Raw genomic sequence first — 18,352 nt, forward strand, 5'->3', positions numbered from 1 at the left:
AAAGGAAGAGAAGGGTACATCTCATTAGAATTTGTAAAGCTAGAATCAGAGAAACAAGAAGAGAAGCCAGGAAACATTACAAATGGTGCTCAAGAAAGTGGAACAATTAACGCAACAAGTCTGCGAGTAAGAAGCCAAGCGAATACAAGCAGTGCAATCCTTGGAAGCTTGAAAAATGGTGAGAAAGTAACAATCCTAGGAAAAGCAAATGGATGGGCGAAGATTAATTACAAAGGAAGAGAAGGGTACATATCACTAGAGTTTGTTCAAATTGGAATGAATCCTACAAACCCAACTGATCCTGGACAAGTTATAGAGGAACGAGCAGTTGTAAATGCTTCTTTATTAAATGTTCGTAAAGGTCCATCTACAGGAACCACAATCATTGGTCATTTGAAAAATGGCGAGACCGTTACTATTGTTGCTAAAGAGAATGGCTGGGCAAAAGTTCGTTTTAGTGGAGGAGAAGGTTATGTTTCATTACAATTCTTAAAAATGACACAAGGTTCTTCTTCGTATGAAATTGTTACTTCATCTCAAAAGATCCAAAAGCCAAATGAAGTAGAAGCTGAGCAAATTATGAAAAATATGAAAGAAGATGCTTACATTACAAGCGGTGGCAAAATTGTGAATATGAAGCAAGGGTTTGTTCGAGCAAATGGTGTCATTAATATTTATGATATTGCAACAGGGAAGAAAGTTACATATGTAAAAGGTGGAGCAGACTTAGAGTTTATAAAAGCAGTAGGTAATCGTATTCATGTGAAAATTGATGGATTGACAGGATATGTGAATATAGATGATGTAACATTACATCCGAAAATGACAGGGGCAGCAACTTCGTATTATTCAGCAAAAAATGGAAAATTGTATCATTATGTGTATAATTCTTCTACTGGTAAATATGCAACGTATCAAATTGGAAATGCGCCAAAGCATTTAAAAGAAGGCGAACGCTATGAGGCATTCGATAAAACAAAAATCGGTGGACAAGATAGCTATCAATACTTTGAATATGTACCGTTACGTGTAACTTCTACGTATACAGGTGAAGAAATTGATAATTTCTTACGCGAATCTAATGCTAATAGTCCTCTGATTGGATTAGGCAAGTATTTTGTAAGTGCGGCAGAGAAATATAAGATGAATGCAGGATACTTGGTATCACATGCAATTTTAGAATCTGGTTGGGGTACGAGTCGCATTGCACAAGAAAAGAAAAATTTATTTGGATTTAGAGCAGTAGATTCGGATCCGTATAACGGAGCAACGGCATTTAAAACATGGGAAGAAGGCATTGATTTTTGTGCAGCATATATTGACAAGCATTACTTGACGCCAAGTGGAAACACGTATAACGGTGGAAACTTAGGAGATAAGGCACAAGGTATGAATGTCATGTATGCGAGTGATGAGAATTGGGGACAACAAATTGCATCGCTTATGTATAGAATAGATTCAATGAATGGTAGCAAAGATTTAAATAAATATCGTCTTGGAACATTGAAAGCAGGTTCTGAAGTGTTCAAAAACTTAGGAAGCGGACAAACTGGATCGACATCTCGCAATATTATGGTAGCTATTAAAAATACGGTTCATACTGCACAAGGAACTTACTATGAAATTGTTTCAGATAATAAAGCCTATAGCAGTGTTTATGTAAAAGCAGAATCAGTAAATCTTATAAACTCTTATTAAACATAGACCTTAAGATTTCATCATTTCAATGCAAGGGAATAAAAGTCATAATGTTAGAGGAAGTGACAGAATGAAACAATATATTGCATTTGATATTGGTGGCACAGAAATTAAGTATGGAATTGTTTCAGAAATAGGAACATTACTAGAGCACCAAACGGTTTCTACAGAGTCGCATTTAGGCGGTGAACAAATTGTTCAAAAGCTAATTTGCTTGTCTCAAGAGCTAATGAATCAACATGCCATTTCTGGAATTGGTATTAGTACAGCAGGAATAGTTGATATTCATAAAGGAATGATAACTGGCGGCGTGGATCATATTCCACGCTATGCCGGAATTCCTATTATTGATAGATTGCAAACTACGTTAACGGTCCCCGCCTCAATTGAGAATGATGTGAATTGTGCAGCATTAGGAGAGACATGGCAAGGAGTGGGGAGACAAAAGGAAAATTGTATTATGCTTACTCTTGGAACGGGACTTGGTGGGGCTATTGTTATCAAAGAGGAATTATATCGAGGACATTCGTTTAGTGCTGGTGAATGGGGAAACATGTTAGTTGAAGGGAAACGCTTTGAAGAAATCGCATCTATTTCAGGGTTAGTTCATCTTGTGAAGCAATATAAAGGTGAGGGTAATTGGAATGGAAAAACAATTTTTGAGTTATACGATAAAAAGGATACAGAGGTTATACAAGCAGTTCAAGTGTTCTTGAAACATTTGGCAATTGGAATTAGCAATCTTGCCTATATTTTTAACCCGCAAACAATTATTATTGGTGGCGGTATCACAGCGAGAGGTACTAATTTTTTAGAGGAAGTGAAAGAAGAGGTAAGAAAGTATTTGCAGCCAGAATTTTATAATACATGTGAAATTAGTCTGGCACAAAATCGCAATCATGCCGGAATGATTGGAGCAATTTACCACTTATTACATCGTCATGAATAAGTGACGTAAATGTTTTCGTATAATTGAAAATTTATTCTTTTTTTCAATTGACAAATAGTGCTACAATATAAGAGAAGAATACAATATTTTCCCATTTGGAAAATACCTTGTAGAAAGGAAGAAACTTCATGCCTATTATTTTAGAAAAAGGACAGAAGATTGATTTAACGAAGGGACAACCAAGAGTAGCAAAATTACAGGTCGGCTTAGGATGGGATCCAATTGGACAATCGGGTGGATTTCTATCTTCGTTATTTGGAAGCAAACCAAGCGTCGATTGTGATGCATCTGTTATTATGTTAGAAAAGGATCGTTTTTTAAATAAAAGTGATCTTGTTTACTTTGGGAATAAGCTATCTGCTTGTGGAAGCGTTATTCATTCAGGTGATAATTTAACTGGTGAAGGTGCTGGTGATGACGAAACGATTTTCGTAGAATTACATAAAGTTCCGAGCCGTATTAATCGTTTAGTATTTGTTGTAAATATTTATGATTGTGTGAATCGTCGTCAAGACTTTGGAATGATTCAAAATGCATATATTCGTATTCAAGATCCACAAACACGTGAAGAATTAGCACGTTATAATTTATCGGAAAATTACGGCGGGAAAACAACGTTAGTTGCAGGTGAAATGTATCGTCAAGGCAGTGAGTGGAAGTTTTCTGCAGTTGGAGAAGGTACACAAGATAAAAATTTAAGTGAAATTGTATCGCGTTATCAGTAATACAATTTAAGGAGGAATAATATATGGCATCGATCTCGTTAAAAAAAGGACAGAAGGTAGATTTAACAAAAACAAATCCAGGTCTTTCTAAAGCTCTTGTAGGCCTTGGTTGGGATACAAATCGTTATGATGGGCAAAATGATTTTGATTTAGATGTAAGTATTTTCTTAGTAGGTGCAAACGGTAAAGTATCAGGTCCAGAAGATTTTGTTTTCTATAATAATCCAAAGGGTGCAAACGGTTCTGTAGAGCATTTAGGAGATAATCGTACTGGTGAAGGTGAAGGCGATGATGAAACAATTAAGGTGGACTTGAAGAATGTTCCAGCACATATTGAGCGTATTTGTTTCACAATTACAATTTATGATGGAGAAAGTCGCAGCCAAAACTTTGGACAAGTATCTAATTCTTTCGTACGTATTATAGATGAAGAAAATGGCGCAGAGCTAATTCGTTATGATCTTGGTGAGGACTTCTCAATTGAAACAGCAGTAGTTGTCGGTGAATTATATCGTCATGCTGGTGAATGGAAGTTTAATGCAATTGGAAGTGGATTCCAAGGTGGATTAGGTGCTTTATGTAATAACTTTGGTTTAGATGTAGAGTAATAAGACAGATATACATGAGTGGACATGTGCTTCACTCATGTATATATTTTTAGAATCATAGCATAAGAGGTGAATATATATGGTTATTCAATTACAAAAAGGACAGAAAATTGATCTAGGTAAGACAAGTCCAGGTCTTACAAAAGCAGTTATCGGTCTTGGCTGGGATATTAAATCATATGATGGTGGATCCGATTATGATTTAGATGCATCTGCCTTTTTATTAGATGCAAATGGAAAATGTACGAAAGAAACAAATTTCATTTTCTATAACAACTTACAATCTCCATGTGAATCGGTTTTACATACAGGTGATAACCGCACGGGTGAAGGCGACGGCGACGATGAGCAACTTGTTGTGGATTTAACTAAAGTTCCAGCAGATGTGCACAAAATTGCAATTACAGTTACGATTTATGATGCAGAAGGGCGTAATCAAAACTTTGGACAAGTTGCAAATGCATTTGTTCGTTTAGCAAATGAAGAGACGAATGAAGAAGTTCTTCGTTTTGATTTAGGGGAAGATTTCTCAATTGAAACAGCAGTTGTCTTTTGTGAGTTATACCGTCATAATGGACAGTGGAAGTTTAATGCAGTAGGAAGTGGATTCCAAGGTGGATTAGGTGCGCTTGTAAGAGCGTATGGCTTGGATGCATAAGAAGGAAACGAACTTCGTTTCCTTTTTTTGACCTTTCTATAAATCTAGCAAAGAATAGGGGAAAACAGTAAGATGAGTATTTTACAGGGAATCCTTGATACGTATGCCCAATTTTTTGACTTGGACATGTGGATTAAAGTATTACAAGATCCTGTATCTTGGGGATTAATTGGTACACTTGTTGTACTTGAAGGATTATTATCTGCCGATAACGCTCTTGTGTTAGCCGTAATGGTAAAACATTTACCAGAAGAAAAGCGTAAAAAGGCATTATTTTATGGGTTAATCGGTGCATATGTATTCCGTTTTATTGCGATTGGAATCGGTATGTTCTTAATTAAATTATGGTGGGTAAAAGTATTAGGAGCATTGTACCTTGCATGGCTTTCTGTTAAATACTTCATTGATAAACGAAAAGAAAATGATGAAGAAGAAGAAGAGCATGGCTTGAACCAAAACGGTATTCTCTTTAGAATGTTTGGCGTATTCTGGGGAACAGTTGTAATGGTTGAGCTAATGGATATTGCATTTTCAGTAGATAGCGTTCTTGCAGCATTTGGTGTTTCCAATGAAGTTTGGATTCTACTATTAGGTGGAATGCTTGGTATTTTAATGATGCGTGGTATTGCAGGTGTATTCTTAAGATTACTAGAACGTATTCCAGAGCTTGAATCAACGGCATATATTTTAATTTTAATTATTGCAGCGAAGATGTTGTTATCTGTTATTCACATTGAAGTGCCACACTGGTTATTCTTTATGATTTTAGTTATCGCATTTGGCGTAACATTTATTTTGCATTATATGCGACAAGGACAAGCCAGAGAAGAGATTGCAGCTACTAAGAAAGAAGATAAATAATTGAAATGGGTTTGCTCATTATACGAGCGCCCATTTTTTATAACCTAAAATAGTTTATAATAAAGAGATAAGATATTAATTCTTAAAAAGTAAATGTTTTTTGGAGGTGAACTGTCGTGTTTTCGCGTTTTACACTTCATCCACATGCATTAAAAGACGAAGCGGATTTAAAACAATTTGAAACGATTTTAGAAAAGCGCCCGCAGTATGAATTAACAGAGAATGAGATGAAATTTAGCTATATAGCTTGTCGTATTCTTGGTGTCCCCAACGATGTAGATGAATATTTTAATGAATTATTTGATTATAGTGAAGCAAAAGGAATTACTGTACTACACGAACAAAATTTAAATAAAGTGATCGATTCTGAGAAGCTCCGTCATATTCAAGAAGTATTCACACTGCATCAGGAAGCTGCGAATGGTCTTACAGTAAATCGTCTTGTTGCGCATTTATCAGGAAAACAGTTGTTGCCTAAAGTTGATAATCCTGATTTACAACACTATATACATACAACATTTATTGCTATATTAACCTTGTATGAGAAACAACATAATCAATCTTTAAAAACAGAAGGTTTTCGTCGTTTCTTAATTGATATAATTAAATTAAGCGAAAATTATGTAGCACAATGGTTTTCGACAATTAATTATAAGAAACAAATGCCTCGCATCATTTGGTATGGGGATGCGAAGGAGAGTCGTATATATTTCTTATATTTCCTTATTATGCTCGGGTGTGATGTGTTATATTATCATCCGGAAGGAAAAGATGGCTTTGAAAGCATTGATAATGAAGAGAAGACCTTTGTTATTTCACATCCAGGTCGTATTTCATTAGAACCATTTCCAGATAGACGCCGGGAGCGAGTTGCAACAGTAGCTTATCAAGCGTCTAAAGAAATTGAACAAGTACTTCATCATGACAATTCCTTATTATATAAACCGTGGCAATTCCGTACGTACACACCCGTAGCACGCACGCTGAAAACAACATACGATGAACTCTTTTTAATTACGAAAGAAAAGGCATTTGTTCGTCCTACGTTCTTTGTAGAAAATAAACATATTTATATTCCATCTTTATTTGCGAAAGTGTCAGGTGTTTCCAAAAACGATAAAGAATATTTTCAGCGACTGAAGGCTGTGACATCATTTGATAATAGTTTATTAATTAATACATTCCCATTTACAAAAGAACAAAAAGCAAATTTTCAATTTCATTATCGTGATGCATTAGGCCGCGGGGGGAACCTTCATCCAGATTTAATTATGAATAGTCATTGGTGGCCGCATAAACGCTTGCCAGAAGGCTTGCAACATGGAATTGCAGAAGCGATTATTCACACATGCGAAAGTGAACTTTGTAAACCAGTTGGGAAAGAAACAAAACAAGAGGTAGCTTTGTATGTTTTTGCACAACTTTCCCAAATTCCACCACATATTTTAGAGTTACTTGAGAAATTTGATTATTCGCAAGAAGTTCCAAAAATTGTTATATTTAATAATGAAAAGAGTGGGGAATTAAATCGTTCTGATGCTGTTTTATTATTATTTTTAAATCAAATTGGAATTGATGTACTACACTTTAATCCAACAGGAAGAAATGATATTGAACCATATATTGAAGGAGCAGCATTTGATTCACATTGGCTCGAGGAAGTGAATTTTGATCTTGAATTTCAGGGTCCGTCAGCCTATAAAAATTTATCACAAACAATTAAAGGACTATTTCGTCCATTTTTATAAGGAAAGGGAGAAACACATATGAATAATCCAGTTGTACTAGATTCGAAAACAGAATTGAATGAGCAAACTGCGCAAGATGTTCGTTTGCAGCTAAGACAAGATGCCGAGGTTCAGCGTATTTATAATGCTGTTGATATTAAAGACCAGTTAGAATTAATCGAACTTGGTAAAGAGCCTTCTATGGAGATTTCACGTTTTGCAGATCAGATTTTACATACGATGTCCTTATCCAAGATAGAGGATTCTGGTGAATTATTAAAGCAACTTGGTAAAATTATGGACAGATTTGATAGTAAAGATTTCGCGGAAGAGAAAAGCGGATTTTTCTCTCGTATGTTTAAAAAAGCAGATAAAATGATTGAACAAATCTTTAGTAAGTATCAAACGATGGGCCGTGAAATGGACAAAGTGTACGTGGAAATTACGAAATACCAAGATGAAATGAAAAAATCAATTGGTACGTTAGATGGCTTATATGAACAAAACTTAAAATATTATTTAGACTTAGAGAAATATGTAGTAGCGGGAGAAATGTTACTAGAACGTCTAAATACAGAATTAGTTCCAATGTATGAGGAACGTGTTCGTAATAATGATCAATTGGCAGGTATTGAATTAGAATCTTTGAGAAACTCTGTTGAAATTTTAGAGCAACGCATTGATGACCTAGAAAAGGCTCGTATGGTTGCATTATTAACAGCACCACAAATTCGTATGATACAGCGTGGTAATAACAAATTAATCGGTAAAATTAATACAGCGTTTATTACAACGATTCCTATCTTTAAAAATGGAATTATTCAAGCTGTGAATGCAAAACGTCAAAAGCTTGTTGCTGATTCTATGGCTGAGCTTGATCGTCGTACAAATGAGTTACTTAAGAAAAACGCACAAAATATCGCAACGCAAAGTGTAGAGGTAGCAAGACTTTCTGGCTCTTCTAGTATTAAAATGGAAACACTTGAAGAAACATGGAATATTATTTCAAGAGGTATGCAAGAAACGCAGCAAATTGAAGAGCAAAACAAACGTGAACGTGAAGAAAGTCGTAAACGTATGGCAGAACTAACAGAGAATATTAAAAAAGAATTACAAGGGTAACTAAAAGGCAATGAGGAGATTCCTCATTGCCTTTTAATTTCTTTTAAACACTTTTATAATCTCATTTACAACAAGTGGAATAATACTTAGTACTATAACAAATCCCCAATCTTTTAATGTTAAGGCATGTACCCCAAATATGTTGGCAATTGGCGGTATTGAGATAATACATATTTGCATAAGTACACCGATAAGTAGGGAGAAAACTAAGTATTTATTTGTGAATATTCCAATTGAAAAGATTGATTTCGTATTTGATCGTAAGTTGAATGAATGAACGAGCTGTGAAAAACTGAGTACAACAAACGCCATCGTTTGAGCGTGTAATAAAGCATCATCATCAATTTGCGACGGGAACAGTGGGAAGATATTTGTATCTCCTGTATAGAGCTTTGCTCCAAAGATAAAGGCGATTAAAGTGATGAGTCCTATTACAATCCCGTTTAGAATAAGAAAAGAAACACTACCTTTAAACAAGCTTTCTTTTGCACCACGTGGCTTGTCTTTCATCACATCTGGGTCTTCTGGATCAACACCTAGCGATAGAGCTGGGAGTGTATCTGTGATCAAATTTACCCATAAAATATGAATAGGACGAAGTGGTGTAGCCCAGCCGAGTAAAATAGCTAAAAATAGTGCAATAATTTCTCCAAAGTTGCAAGAAAGTAAGAACAGAATTGATTTTTTTATGTTGCGATAAATGTTTCTGCCTTCTTCAACCGCTTTTACAATAGATGAGAAGTTATCGTCTGTTAAAACCATGTCAGCTGCTCCTTTAGCCACATCTGTTCCGGTAATCCCCATTGCAACTCCAATATCTGCTTGTTTCAAAGATGGTGCATCATTGACACCATCCCCAGTCATCGAAACAATATTTCCTTTTGCACGTAATGCTCCTACAATTTTCACTTTATGTTCAGGAGAAACACGCGCAAAAACATTTAAATGATCCATTTCATTTGCTAGTTTTTCGTCTGAAATACGATCTAATTCTGTTCCAATCATAACTTCGGATTCTTTTTCAGCAATACCAAGTTCTTTTGCAATGGCAAAAGCGGTATCTTTATGATCACCTGTAATCATAATAGTACGAATCCCCGCGCTCTTACATTCTGCAATAGATGTTTTTACTTCTGTTCGAGGTGGATCTATCATACCAACAAGCCCTATAAATATAAGATTTTCTTCCATGTGATCGGTGTTAACGTTTTGTGTATCATACTGTTTGAAAGCGAAAGATAGTACACGCAAAGCTTTTTGAGACATCATTTGGGCAGCTGCTAATATTTGTTCTTTTTCTGCCTCGATTAAGATTTCTGCTCTACCATTTATAAAGATATGGGTACAGCGAGGTAAGAGTTTATCAATTGCTCCTTTTGTCATACTGTAATAGTTTTCACCATATTCATGTAGTGTTGACATCATTTTGCGTTCGGAGTCAAATGATAATTCGTTCACACGTCTATGTTGAGCTTCTACAGCAGCTTTTTGAAAGTCAAAGTTGCTACCGGCAACAAGAAGGGCAATTTCTGTTGGATCACCAGTCTGTGAGTCAGCTGTATAAGATGCGTCGTTACATAACATCATATTTTCTAATAATAAGCGTTGAGCATCATTGTTTACGTCTAACTTTTCTAATTTGTCATATGTACGGTCACTATAGAAGTGAGTCACTGTCATTTTATTTTGTGTTAATGTACCAGTTTTATCTGAACAAATAATCGTAACAGAACCCAGTGCTTCTACGGCTGGAAGTTTGCGAATGATAACGTTTTGTTTAATCATACGCTGTACACCAATTGCGAGAACGATGGAAACTATTGCTGGTAATCCTTCTGGAATCGCAGCTACAGCTAAGCTAATAGCAGTCATAAACATTTCTAACGTATCTCGACCTTGGAAATATCCAATGAGGAACATAATGATACAAATTGCAACTGCTACAAAACCTAAATATTTTCCGACTTGTGCTAAGCTTTTTTGAAGTGGTGTTGCATCATCATCGGCTTCATGTAAGAGAGTTGCAATTTTTCCAATCTGTGAGTTCATTCCTGTTTCAACAGCAACACCAACGCCTCGGCCATAAGTAACGAGTGTTGACATAAATGCCATATTTTTTTGATCACCTAGTGGTACCTGCTCTCCATTTTGAAGAGAAGGATGATAAAGTGAATCTTTATCAACAGGAACGGACTCACCTGTTAACGCTGATTCTTCAATTTTTAAATTTGCAGTTTCAATAAGTCGTAAGTCACAAGGAATATAGCGCCCTGCATCAAGCATAACAATATCCCCTGGAACAACATCTTCTGATGGAATTTCTTTTTGTTCACCATCACGCTTAACAATTGCCTTTGGTGTTGCCATCTTTTTTAATGCTTCTAAAGCTTGTTCTGCTTTCGATTCTTGAATGACGCCAATTACAGCGTTTAAAACAACAACAAGAGCAATAATGCTAGCATCGGCCCATTCACCTACAAAGGCAGAGATAAGAGCGGCAATTAAAAGAACATAGACGAGAACATCATTAATTTGGGCGAAAATACGTTGCCATAAAGTCCGTCTTTGTTTGGTGGTGAGTTCATTTCGACCATATTTTTTTAACCGAATTTGTACCATATCTTCTGTTAAACCATGCTGTTCATTTGTTTCAAGTTCAAGTATTGTGTGATCTTTCGTTTTACTGTACCAATTGCTCATAGATAAACACCTCCGGTAAACACAGCTGGCAATGGTAATGTGGCGAGTATTAGATGTGGAGTCTATGATGAGGTTCTATTTTTATTGTACAGTATTTGGAAAATAAATGTTGGAAAGCGAAAGGATGTCATGAATTTGTTGGAAATAAAAAAGTCCCTTTGTATAAGGGACTCCTCTTTATTTTTTGATTAATGTACCTAATTCTTCTGTAATAGCTTGCATTTCACTAATGCTAAATGTTTCACGCTTCATTACATGATCATAAATGTCACGTAGATCTTCGTACATTTCTGCATTAAAGCTTTCAGCGCGCATTGCTCCTGCATTTACCATGCGTAACTTTTCCTTAATGGCTTCTACCATATATTCAACATTTTCTTGCGATTTTACGGATAAATCCACCGAAGTGTCCCCCTTTGAAATAACATAAGGATATCTTAACATTTTTTATCATTTTCGTTAATGTAACTTTTCAATCCAATTAAATTAGTAGGGATTTCCTTTATAATTAATAATTGGTTGTTTATACTATACGTATATATAAGAAATGCGCAAGAAAGGAAGAAACAAATATGATTCAAGTATTGTTTGTTTGTCTTGGGAACATTTGTCGTTCTCCGATGGCAGAAGCAATTTTTCGTGATCTTGTCGTGCAAGAGGGATTAGAAGATAAAATTCAAATTGATTCCGCTGGGACAGGCGATTGGCATATTGGTCATCGACCTCATGAAGGAACACAAAAAATTTTAAAAGAAAATGAAGTTTCTTTTGAAGGAATTAAAGCACGTCAAGTAGAAAAAGAAGATTTAACAAAGTTTGATTATATTATTGCCATGGACAACAAGAATATAGCGGATTTAGAAAGTTTAGGTAAAGCTGGAGGCTATATTGGTAGACTGTCCGATTTTGTTCCAGAAGGTGGCTGGACAGATGTTCCTGACCCTTATTTTACAGGGAACTTTCAAGAAGTATATGACCTTGTAACAGAAGGGTGTACAAAATTGTTAGCATTCATTCGAAATGAGCAAGGAATCTGAGAAAGCTTAGAAAGAAATACTTTCTAACATAAGAAACGGAAGGGTGAAGGAATATGGCAAAGAAGAATAAGATAGCTCGAAATATTGCAATTGGGGTAGCAGCAGGTGTAGCTGTTTCCATGCTTAAGAAAGAAAATCGCGAGAAAGTAAAAAATACAGCAGAAAAAGCAAAATCAAAAATGATTGAAATTGGCGAGAATGCAAAGATAAAAGAAAAGGTGCAAACTGTTACAGATAAAGGGCGCGAACTTGCAGATTTTAATGTAGTAAAGGCGAAGGTAGCGGAAATTAAAAAATTAACACCAGCTGTTGTTGAAACACTAAAAGAAACGAAAGAAATTTTTAGTAAGAAAAAAGCTGAGCCAGAAGGAAAAACAGAAACAATTGAAATTCAAACAATTTCTCCAACATTAGAAGAGGTAACGGGAGAAGAACCAGTGATTGCTGAGGAAAAAAAAACAGAAGCATATATTGAGTTGAAGCAAGATAAAGAAGAGAAGCAAAGTGTTTAGAGACATATGAAAAAATTTCTAGAGAAAGCAAGGGGAAATCGTGTCTTTTCGTTTGGGAAGGATTTATACGACCGAACGATGCGAGATGATGTAGCGGGCTTAGCAGCACAGCTCGCTTATTTCTTCTTGCTTGCTATTTTTCCTGGGCTTGTTTTTTTAATTACGCTTCTTGGATTTATTCCCATTCATACAGAGGATGTGCTCAGTTTATTAGAGAATTATGTGCCAGAAGATGCAATGAATTTAATTGAAGTGAACGTTGATAGCGTTGTAAACAAACAAAATGGTGGTCTGTTATCATTTGGTTTATTATCTATGCTATGGTTTGCATCAAATGGTGTAAATGCAGTGATGAATGCTTTTAATCGTGCTTATGACGTAAAAGAAACACGCTCTTACATTACAACGAGAGCGTTATCTATTGTACTTACACTAGCAATAATTTTTATGATTGTCTTTGCGTTAATTGTCCCTGTTTTTGGACAGGTAATTGGAGCAGCTGTTTTTAAAGCGCTCGGTTTGTCAGAAAGCTTTTCTTTTGTATGGAGTATTACACGATTAGTAGCCAGCTTTTTAGTGTTATTTGCCTTATTTAGTTTCTTATATACATTTGCGCCTGACCGAAAGTTAAAGAGAAAAGAGGTTGTATCAGGAGCATTATTTGCAACAATTGGATGGATTGTGGTATCGTACTCATTTGCTTATTACGTAGACAAATTTGCAAATTATGCAAATACATATGGTGGTCTCGGTGGTATTATCATTTTAATGTTATGGTTCTATTTAACGGCCTGGGTTATTTTACTTGGTGGTGAAATTAACGGTCTCTTGTATTCTTATCGAGCAAGTGACAATAATTCCCGTGATGGAAAATAGCGTTCTGTTCCATAATAAAAAGGAACAGGGGGGATTTGATATGAGCAACAATAAAAAAAATCACAATAATAAAAACCAAGGTAAAAAAAATAGTAGTTCGCATCCAAAACATAAAACGAGCAGCAGTGCGAATGGGCATAATGGCTACCATTAAAAGTGCAAGCTGCTGAAACTAGATATTAAAAAACGGGTTCCCTTTGGGAACCCGTTAGTTATTTCCTTTTAATAATCGTAATCCATTTAGTATAACAAGGATTGTACTTCCCTCATGGCCGATAACACCAAATGGAAGTGCTAAAAATTGTAAAAAGTTAGAACAAATAAGCATTGCAATTACTGTTAAAGAAAAGATAATGTTTTGTTTCACAATACGATTCATTCGTTTTGATAAACGAATGGCCTGTGCAAGACGAGAGAGTTCATTTTTCATTAAAACAACATCTGCTGTTTCTAAGGCAACGTCTGTCCCCTCACCCATAGCAACGCCAATACTTGCTGTAGCGAGTGCAGGAGCATCGTTAATACCGTCGCCCACCATTGCTACTGTTCCGTATTTTTCTTTTAGTTGTTTCACTGTTTCTACTTTTGTTTCCGGCAAGCATGATGCGTAGTATTCTTTGATGTTGCTTTCATTTGCAATTGCTTTAGCTGTCTGTTCATTATCACCAGTAATCATGATGGCTTCGACACCAATGCTTTGTAAATCGCGAATGGCAGCAATTGTTTCTTGGCGTAACGTATCTTTTAAAGCGATAATCCCAAGAATTCCTTCTTCATCACTGATATAGACAACAGTTTTTCCTTCTTGTTCAAGTGTATTAGCGATACCATTATGAAATACTTTCGCTTCTTCACCAATAAAATCGGCCTTTCCAATTTTATAAGCTGTATTTTCTAAAATTCCTTTTAAGCCGAATCCAGTGACATCTTCTACACTTTCTGGTTTCGTTAATGTAATGTCGTATGCATGTTTTGCGTACTTGACGATAGCTTCTGCAAGCGGGTGTGTGGAGTGACTTTCGATAGAGGCTGTAATATACAACACCTGTTTTTCTGATATTTCATCACGTACGTAAACATCTGTTACAGTTGGCTTTCCTTGTGTTAATGTTCCTGTTTTATCAAAGGCAATTGCTTTCACTGAGGCAAGACGTTCTAGATGGATACCACCTTTAAATAAAATACCGCTTCGCGCACCGTTAGAGATGGCAGATAATATTGCTGGTGTAATCGAAGCAACGAGTGCACAAGGAGAAGCAACAACGAGTAAAATCATAGCGCGATAAAATGTTTCGTTCCAGCTCCAGTCTAGTATAAAGTGAGGAACAAACAACATTAGAGCAACAATAATAAGTACACCTTTTACATATGTTCCTTCAAATCTTTCAATAAAAAGTTGTGATGGTGACTTTTCACTTTGCGCATTTTGAACGAGACGAATGATTTTTTGGAACAGTGTTTGATCACTGCGTTTTGTAATTTTAACTTCAATGGCTCCACGTAAGTTTACGGTTCCAGCGAATACTTCATCACCCAATCTTTTCTCATTCGGGATAGGTTCCCCAGTGATAGCTGCTTCATCGATATTCGTTTCACCGCTATGAATTGTACCATCCGCAGGTACGCGTTCACCTGGTTTAATTAAAATGATGTCATCAATTTCTAACTGACCTACCGGAATGCGTTCTTCTGTTCCATGTGAAATACGTAAAGCTTCTTCAGGCTGTAAATCCAGCAATGCTGAAATTTCCTTTTGGCTTTTACTTAACGTATAAGATTCCATTGCGCCGCTTAGTGCAAAGATAAATATTAAGATTGCACCCTCTGCCCAGTAGCCGATAATAGCGGCACCGATGGCAGCGAAGAGCATTAACATTTCCACATTCAATTCCTTTTCTTCGATCGTATCTTGGATGCCTTCTTTGGCTTTTGCATATCCACCAATTATATAGGCGAGGATATAAAAAACTACTCCAGCAGTTGTTGCTTCGTTTTTTGTGAGTAACCAGCCGGATAAAATGAAAATCCCCGATAGGATTGCAAAGATTAGTTCATAATGTTTTTGAAATGACTGACTCCAAGATGGGCTAGACATATTATTTTTTGATGGTAATGTTTTTACTTCTGAGTTCATTATTACTCGCTCCTTCCAATTTCTTATTGAGAAAAAGAATCAAAATCGAAACCCCTATAAAACGACGAAAGCTGCCATCCGTAAGGATAGCAGCATTTCTATTGAAAAATTTTATCAGTTATTATCTTGTAATTATTACATATTATATCATATCATATGTTGCTACTTGAGGATATGTTTTTACGTATATGAAAAATTGAAAAACTTGTTTTTTTGCTCTTCCTTTGGTATATATGAATCTTGTTCATAAAAAGGTCGGAAAGGAAGACAGCAAGTGAAAACAGAGAAATTTTTTACTCATCCGATTGGTGTATTTGTTGCAGCACTAGCAGCGACATTTCTATGGGGAAGCGCATTTCCTTTTATTAAATTAAGTTATGTTGAACTTGGAATTCAGCCACATGAAGTTGGCGAGCAAATCTTATTTGCTGGCTATCGCTTCTTCTTATCAGGTGTAATGCTCTTATTCTTTTTTAAAGCAATAGGAAAAGATATGCACTTCAAAAAAGAAACAGGAAAGCAATTAGTGCAAATTGGTTTGTTTCAAACATTCCTACAATATGTGTGTTTTTATATTGGTATGAGTTACAGTTCAGGAATTGAAGGTGCTATTATTTCTGGGACATCATCTTTTTTCCAAATCATACTCGCACATTTTTTGTATAAAGACGATTCATTAAATATTCGCAAAGTGATCGGTGTATCTATCGGTTTCTGTGGTGTGATTCTTGTGAATGTTCCAAGTGATGGGAGTATGGCGTTTCATTTTGGAATTGGTGAATTATTACTTTTGGTGGCCGCGATGATGTATTCATATGGAAATATATTAGCGAAAGAAGGAAGTAAAACATTAGATGTTGGGTATATGACAGCGTACCAGATGATTTTTGGATCTATCGGATTATTATGTATTGGTATTTTTCAAGTTGGATTTATGCCTTTTGTATTTAATACGAAAGCACTATTTATGTTACTGTACTTATCCTTCTTATCAGCGGCAGGTTTCTGTATTTGGAATACAGTTATGAAATATAACAAGGTTGGAAAAGTATCGATGTATATGTTCTTTATACCGGTATTTGGTGTCATGTTATCTAGCCTGATTTTAGGAGAAGCAATCCATTCATTCGTTTTATTTGGATTAGCATGTGTAGCAGCTGGTATTATCGTAGTAAATCGAACACCAAATGTGAAAAAAACGGAACAAGAGAAAAAAGTAGCTTAAAGGAAACGAATTATTCCTTTTAAAAAAGAAGTGTTCTTCTTTTTTTTTTTTATTTGGTAAGATAAAAACAGGAAAAAGCAAGTTATATCACGAAGAAACATTATTATCTATTCATTAAGGAGTATATGTTATGAATGAAATTTACATATTATTAATTGGACAGATTATTTTATTTATTGTTGGTGCGCTTTTTGCCATGAAAAAGACAAAGCAAACTATGAAAAATGAGCCATTACCGTTGTTCATCCGTCTTATCCTTAGTTTTTCTTTAACAGGTGGTGCAATCTGGATTTGGTTACAAGATCCATCTGTAGAGTATCGTCAGTGGGCTGCAATTGGTATGACTTTATCTACGCTTGGTGATTTATTTATGGCGGGGCTCATTCCATTTGGGCATCGGTTAATCGGCGGTATGGTTGCCTTTGCAATTGCGCATTGTTTTTATGTAACAGCATTTTTGCAAACAGGTATTTCATGGAGCGGATTCTGGATTGGGGTAGCAGCATACGGTTTATTTTTAATAATTGGCTGGTTCTTTTTTATTCGGAATCAAAAACAAGATAGGCTATTTACAATTGGTGCGCTCGTATATGGTTTATGGGTTGGGGGAATGGCGTGCTTTGCCTTTGCATTATACTATGCACACAACGGAATGTGGTGGATTCCGGCAGTTGGTGGATTGTTATTTGTGATTTCTGATTTTATTATTGGTATAACGGATATTGGTGGTCGCAAAGTAAAGTATGATCCACTTTGGATCTGGGTAACGTATGTTGCTGCACAGATGTGTATTATTTATGCTGAAATATAGGAAATGAAGAACCGCTTGTGAGGGCGGTTCTTTTTTATTCATACTGGACATTGAGTTTGCTATTACCACTTGTTAATGTACGATAAATAATACAAACAATTGACAGATAATATAGAATTTATTTACAAATGAGTTCTATAATAGAAGGACAAGAGAGAAAGGGGAAATAAATGAAAAAGAAAAATCGCTTTCGTGAGCTTTTTGAAATACTAGCTATTGCGTGTTTGTTGGTTTTTTTAGTGAAGATTTTTGTGTTTTTTCCAACAACTGTGCAGGGAGCATCTATGAGGCCAACATTGCAAGATGGGGATAAAGTAATTATTAATAAGTTAGCAAAGAGATTTGAGACGTATGAGCGTGAAGATATAATTGTAGTAAAGACTGATAATTTTTATGTGAAGAGAATTATTGGGTTACCTGGAGATGTAATTGAGATGAAGAATGATCAATTATATGTAAATCATCAAGTGAAAAGTGAACCTTACCTGGATAAGAATAGAGGGCATGCGAAACAACTTCTTATTAATTTAACTGAAGACTTTGGTCCTATTACAATTCCAAAGGATAAGATTTTTGTTATGGGTGATAATCGGTTAGTAAGTAAAGATAGTCGTAATGGCTTAGGACTTATCGATAAAACAGAAGTGCTTGGAACGCTAAAAGCAATTTATTATCCGTTTGATCATATGAAAATTATAAACTAGAAAGA

17 protein-coding genes are annotated in these 18,352 nt (G+C 35.6%); 14 read left to right on the forward strand and 3 right to left on the reverse strand.

Annotated features, from left to right (window positions below; genetic code table 11):
* The 8 genes from CN288_RS07540 to CN288_RS07575 all read left to right on the forward strand — a co-directional run.
* A partial coding sequence (locus CN288_RS07540; protein ID WP_176527655.1) for an SH3 domain-containing protein occupies nt 1-1,698 on the forward strand: 1,698 nt, incomplete at its 5' end.
* Nucleotides 1,699-1,768: 70 nt separating this feature from the next.
* Complete coding sequence (locus CN288_RS07545; RefSeq protein ID WP_098302051.1) at nt 1,769-2,647, forward strand: ROK family protein; 879 nt, start codon at nt 1,769-1,771, stop codon at nt 2,645-2,647.
* A gap of 128 nt (nt 2,648-2,775) precedes the next feature.
* Nucleotides 2,776-3,372 (forward strand): TerD family protein, encoded by a 597-nt coding sequence (locus CN288_RS07550; protein ID WP_098302052.1) that lies wholly within the window; start codon nt 2,776-2,778, stop codon nt 3,370-3,372.
* A gap of 23 nt (nt 3,373-3,395) precedes the next feature.
* Nucleotides 3,396-3,980 carry a TerD family protein gene (locus CN288_RS07555; RefSeq protein WP_026592469.1) on the forward strand — a complete coding sequence of 195 codons (585 nt, stop codon included), beginning with the start codon at nt 3,396-3,398 and terminating at the stop codon, nt 3,978-3,980.
* A 79-nt stretch (nt 3,981-4,059) separates the two neighbouring features.
* On the forward strand, nt 4,060-4,638 hold the full coding sequence (locus CN288_RS07560) for a TerD family protein (RefSeq protein WP_026592470.1): 579 nt from the start codon (nt 4,060-4,062) through the stop codon (nt 4,636-4,638).
* 72 nt (nt 4,639-4,710) lie between these two features.
* Complete coding sequence (locus CN288_RS07565; RefSeq protein ID WP_026592471.1) at nt 4,711-5,499, forward strand: TerC family protein; 789 nt, start codon at nt 4,711-4,713, stop codon at nt 5,497-5,499.
* A gap of 116 nt (nt 5,500-5,615) precedes the next feature.
* Nucleotides 5,616-7,247 (forward strand): YceG family protein, encoded by a 1,632-nt coding sequence (locus CN288_RS07570; RefSeq protein WP_098302053.1) that lies wholly within the window; start codon nt 5,616-5,618, stop codon nt 7,245-7,247.
* 18 nt (nt 7,248-7,265) lie between these two features.
* On the forward strand, nt 7,266-8,348 hold the full coding sequence (locus CN288_RS07575; RefSeq protein ID WP_026592473.1) for a toxic anion resistance protein: 1,083 nt from the start codon (nt 7,266-7,268) through the stop codon (nt 8,346-8,348).
* 33 nt (nt 8,349-8,381) lie between these two features.
* On the opposite strand, the gene CN288_RS07580 is transcribed toward CN288_RS07575, so the two are convergent.
* Nucleotides 8,382-11,048 (reverse strand): cation-translocating P-type ATPase, encoded by a 2,667-nt coding sequence (locus CN288_RS07580; RefSeq protein ID WP_098302054.1) that lies wholly within the window; start codon nt 11,046-11,048, stop codon nt 8,382-8,384.
* A gap of 177 nt (nt 11,049-11,225) precedes the next feature.
* Complete coding sequence (locus tag CN288_RS07585; protein ID WP_026592475.1) at nt 11,226-11,450, reverse strand: DUF1128 domain-containing protein; 225 nt, start codon at nt 11,448-11,450, stop codon at nt 11,226-11,228.
* Nucleotides 11,451-11,620: 170 nt separating this feature from the next.
* Between CN288_RS07585 and CN288_RS07590 the strand changes: the two genes are divergently transcribed.
* The 3 genes from CN288_RS07590 to CN288_RS07600 are packed head-to-tail and all read left to right on the forward strand — an operon-like array spanning nt 11,621 to nt 13,473.
* Nucleotides 11,621-12,085 carry a low molecular weight protein-tyrosine-phosphatase gene (locus CN288_RS07590; RefSeq protein ID WP_026592476.1) on the forward strand — a complete coding sequence of 155 codons (465 nt, stop codon included), beginning with the start codon at nt 11,621-11,623 and terminating at the stop codon, nt 12,083-12,085.
* A 53-nt stretch (nt 12,086-12,138) separates the two neighbouring features.
* Entirely contained in the window at nt 12,139-12,597 is a 459-nt protein-coding gene (locus tag CN288_RS07595; protein ID WP_026592477.1) for a DUF4075 domain-containing protein, read from the forward strand.
* Nucleotides 12,598-12,603: 6 nt separating this feature from the next.
* Nucleotides 12,604-13,473, forward strand: coding sequence for a YihY/virulence factor BrkB family protein (locus CN288_RS07600; RefSeq protein ID WP_026592478.1), 870 nt, complete (start codon nt 12,604-12,606; stop codon nt 13,471-13,473).
* A gap of 208 nt (nt 13,474-13,681) precedes the next feature.
* Here CN288_RS07600 and CN288_RS07605 read toward each other — a convergent pair whose 3' ends face one another.
* The gene (locus CN288_RS07605; protein WP_098302055.1) at nt 13,682-15,607 is read right to left on the reverse strand and encodes a heavy metal translocating P-type ATPase; all 1,926 of its coding nucleotides are present in this window, start codon (nt 15,605-15,607) and stop codon (nt 13,682-13,684) included.
* Between the two features lie 274 nt (nt 15,608-15,881).
* Here CN288_RS07605 and CN288_RS07610 point away from each other — a divergent pair, with 274 nt between their 5' ends.
* The 3 genes from CN288_RS07610 (at nt 15,882) to lepB (ending at nt 18,347) form a co-directional block, all read left to right on the forward strand.
* Nucleotides 15,882-16,832 carry a DMT family transporter gene (locus CN288_RS07610; protein ID WP_090693574.1) on the forward strand — a complete coding sequence of 317 codons (951 nt, stop codon included), beginning with the start codon at nt 15,882-15,884 and terminating at the stop codon, nt 16,830-16,832.
* Nucleotides 16,833-16,962: 130 nt separating this feature from the next.
* On the forward strand, nt 16,963-17,643 hold the full coding sequence (locus CN288_RS07615) for a lysoplasmalogenase (RefSeq protein WP_026592481.1): 681 nt from the start codon (nt 16,963-16,965) through the stop codon (nt 17,641-17,643).
* A 170-nt stretch (nt 17,644-17,813) separates the two neighbouring features.
* Nucleotides 17,814-18,347 (forward strand): signal peptidase I, encoded by a 534-nt coding sequence (lepB, locus tag CN288_RS07620; protein WP_098302056.1) that lies wholly within the window; start codon nt 17,814-17,816, stop codon nt 18,345-18,347.
* Nucleotides 18,348-18,352: the final 5 nt, after the last annotated feature.

This window comes from Bacillus sp. AFS023182 (genome assembly GCF_002560575.1).
Lineage (GTDB): Bacteria > Bacillota > Bacilli > Bacillales > Bacillaceae_G > Bacillus_A > Bacillus_A arachidis.

Bases quoted from the DNA above. Each gene is read 5' to 3' on its own strand.
- CN288_RS07545 (WP_098302051.1), top strand. From the start codon at position 1,769: ATGAAACAATATATTGCATTTGATATTGGTGGCACAGAAATTAAGTAT.
- CN288_RS07550 (WP_098302052.1), top strand. From the start codon at position 2,776: ATGCCTATTATTTTAGAAAAAGGACAGAAGATTGATTTAACGAAGGGA.
- CN288_RS07555 (WP_026592469.1), top strand. From the start codon at position 3,396: ATGGCATCGATCTCGTTAAAAAAAGGACAGAAGGTAGATTTAACAAAA.
- CN288_RS07560 (WP_026592470.1), top strand. From the start codon at position 4,060: ATGGTTATTCAATTACAAAAAGGACAGAAAATTGATCTAGGTAAGACA.
- CN288_RS07565 (WP_026592471.1), top strand. From the start codon at position 4,711: ATGAGTATTTTACAGGGAATCCTTGATACGTATGCCCAATTTTTTGAC.
- CN288_RS07575 (WP_026592473.1), top strand. From the start codon at position 7,266: ATGAATAATCCAGTTGTACTAGATTCGAAAACAGAATTGAATGAGCAA.
- CN288_RS07580 (WP_098302054.1), bottom strand. From the start codon at position 11,048: ATGAGCAATTGGTACAGTAAAACGAAAGATCACACAATACTTGAACTT.
- CN288_RS07590 (WP_026592476.1), top strand. From the start codon at position 11,621: ATGATTCAAGTATTGTTTGTTTGTCTTGGGAACATTTGTCGTTCTCCG.
- CN288_RS07595 (WP_026592477.1), top strand. From the start codon at position 12,139: ATGGCAAAGAAGAATAAGATAGCTCGAAATATTGCAATTGGGGTAGCA.
- CN288_RS07600 (WP_026592478.1), top strand. From the start codon at position 12,604: ATGAAAAAATTTCTAGAGAAAGCAAGGGGAAATCGTGTCTTTTCGTTT.
- CN288_RS07605 (WP_098302055.1), bottom strand. From the start codon at position 15,607: ATGAACTCAGAAGTAAAAACATTACCATCAAAAAATAATATGTCTAGC.
- CN288_RS07615 (WP_026592481.1), top strand. From the start codon at position 16,963: ATGAATGAAATTTACATATTATTAATTGGACAGATTATTTTATTTATT.
- lepB (WP_098302056.1), top strand. From the start codon at position 17,814: ATGAAAAAGAAAAATCGCTTTCGTGAGCTTTTTGAAATACTAGCTATT.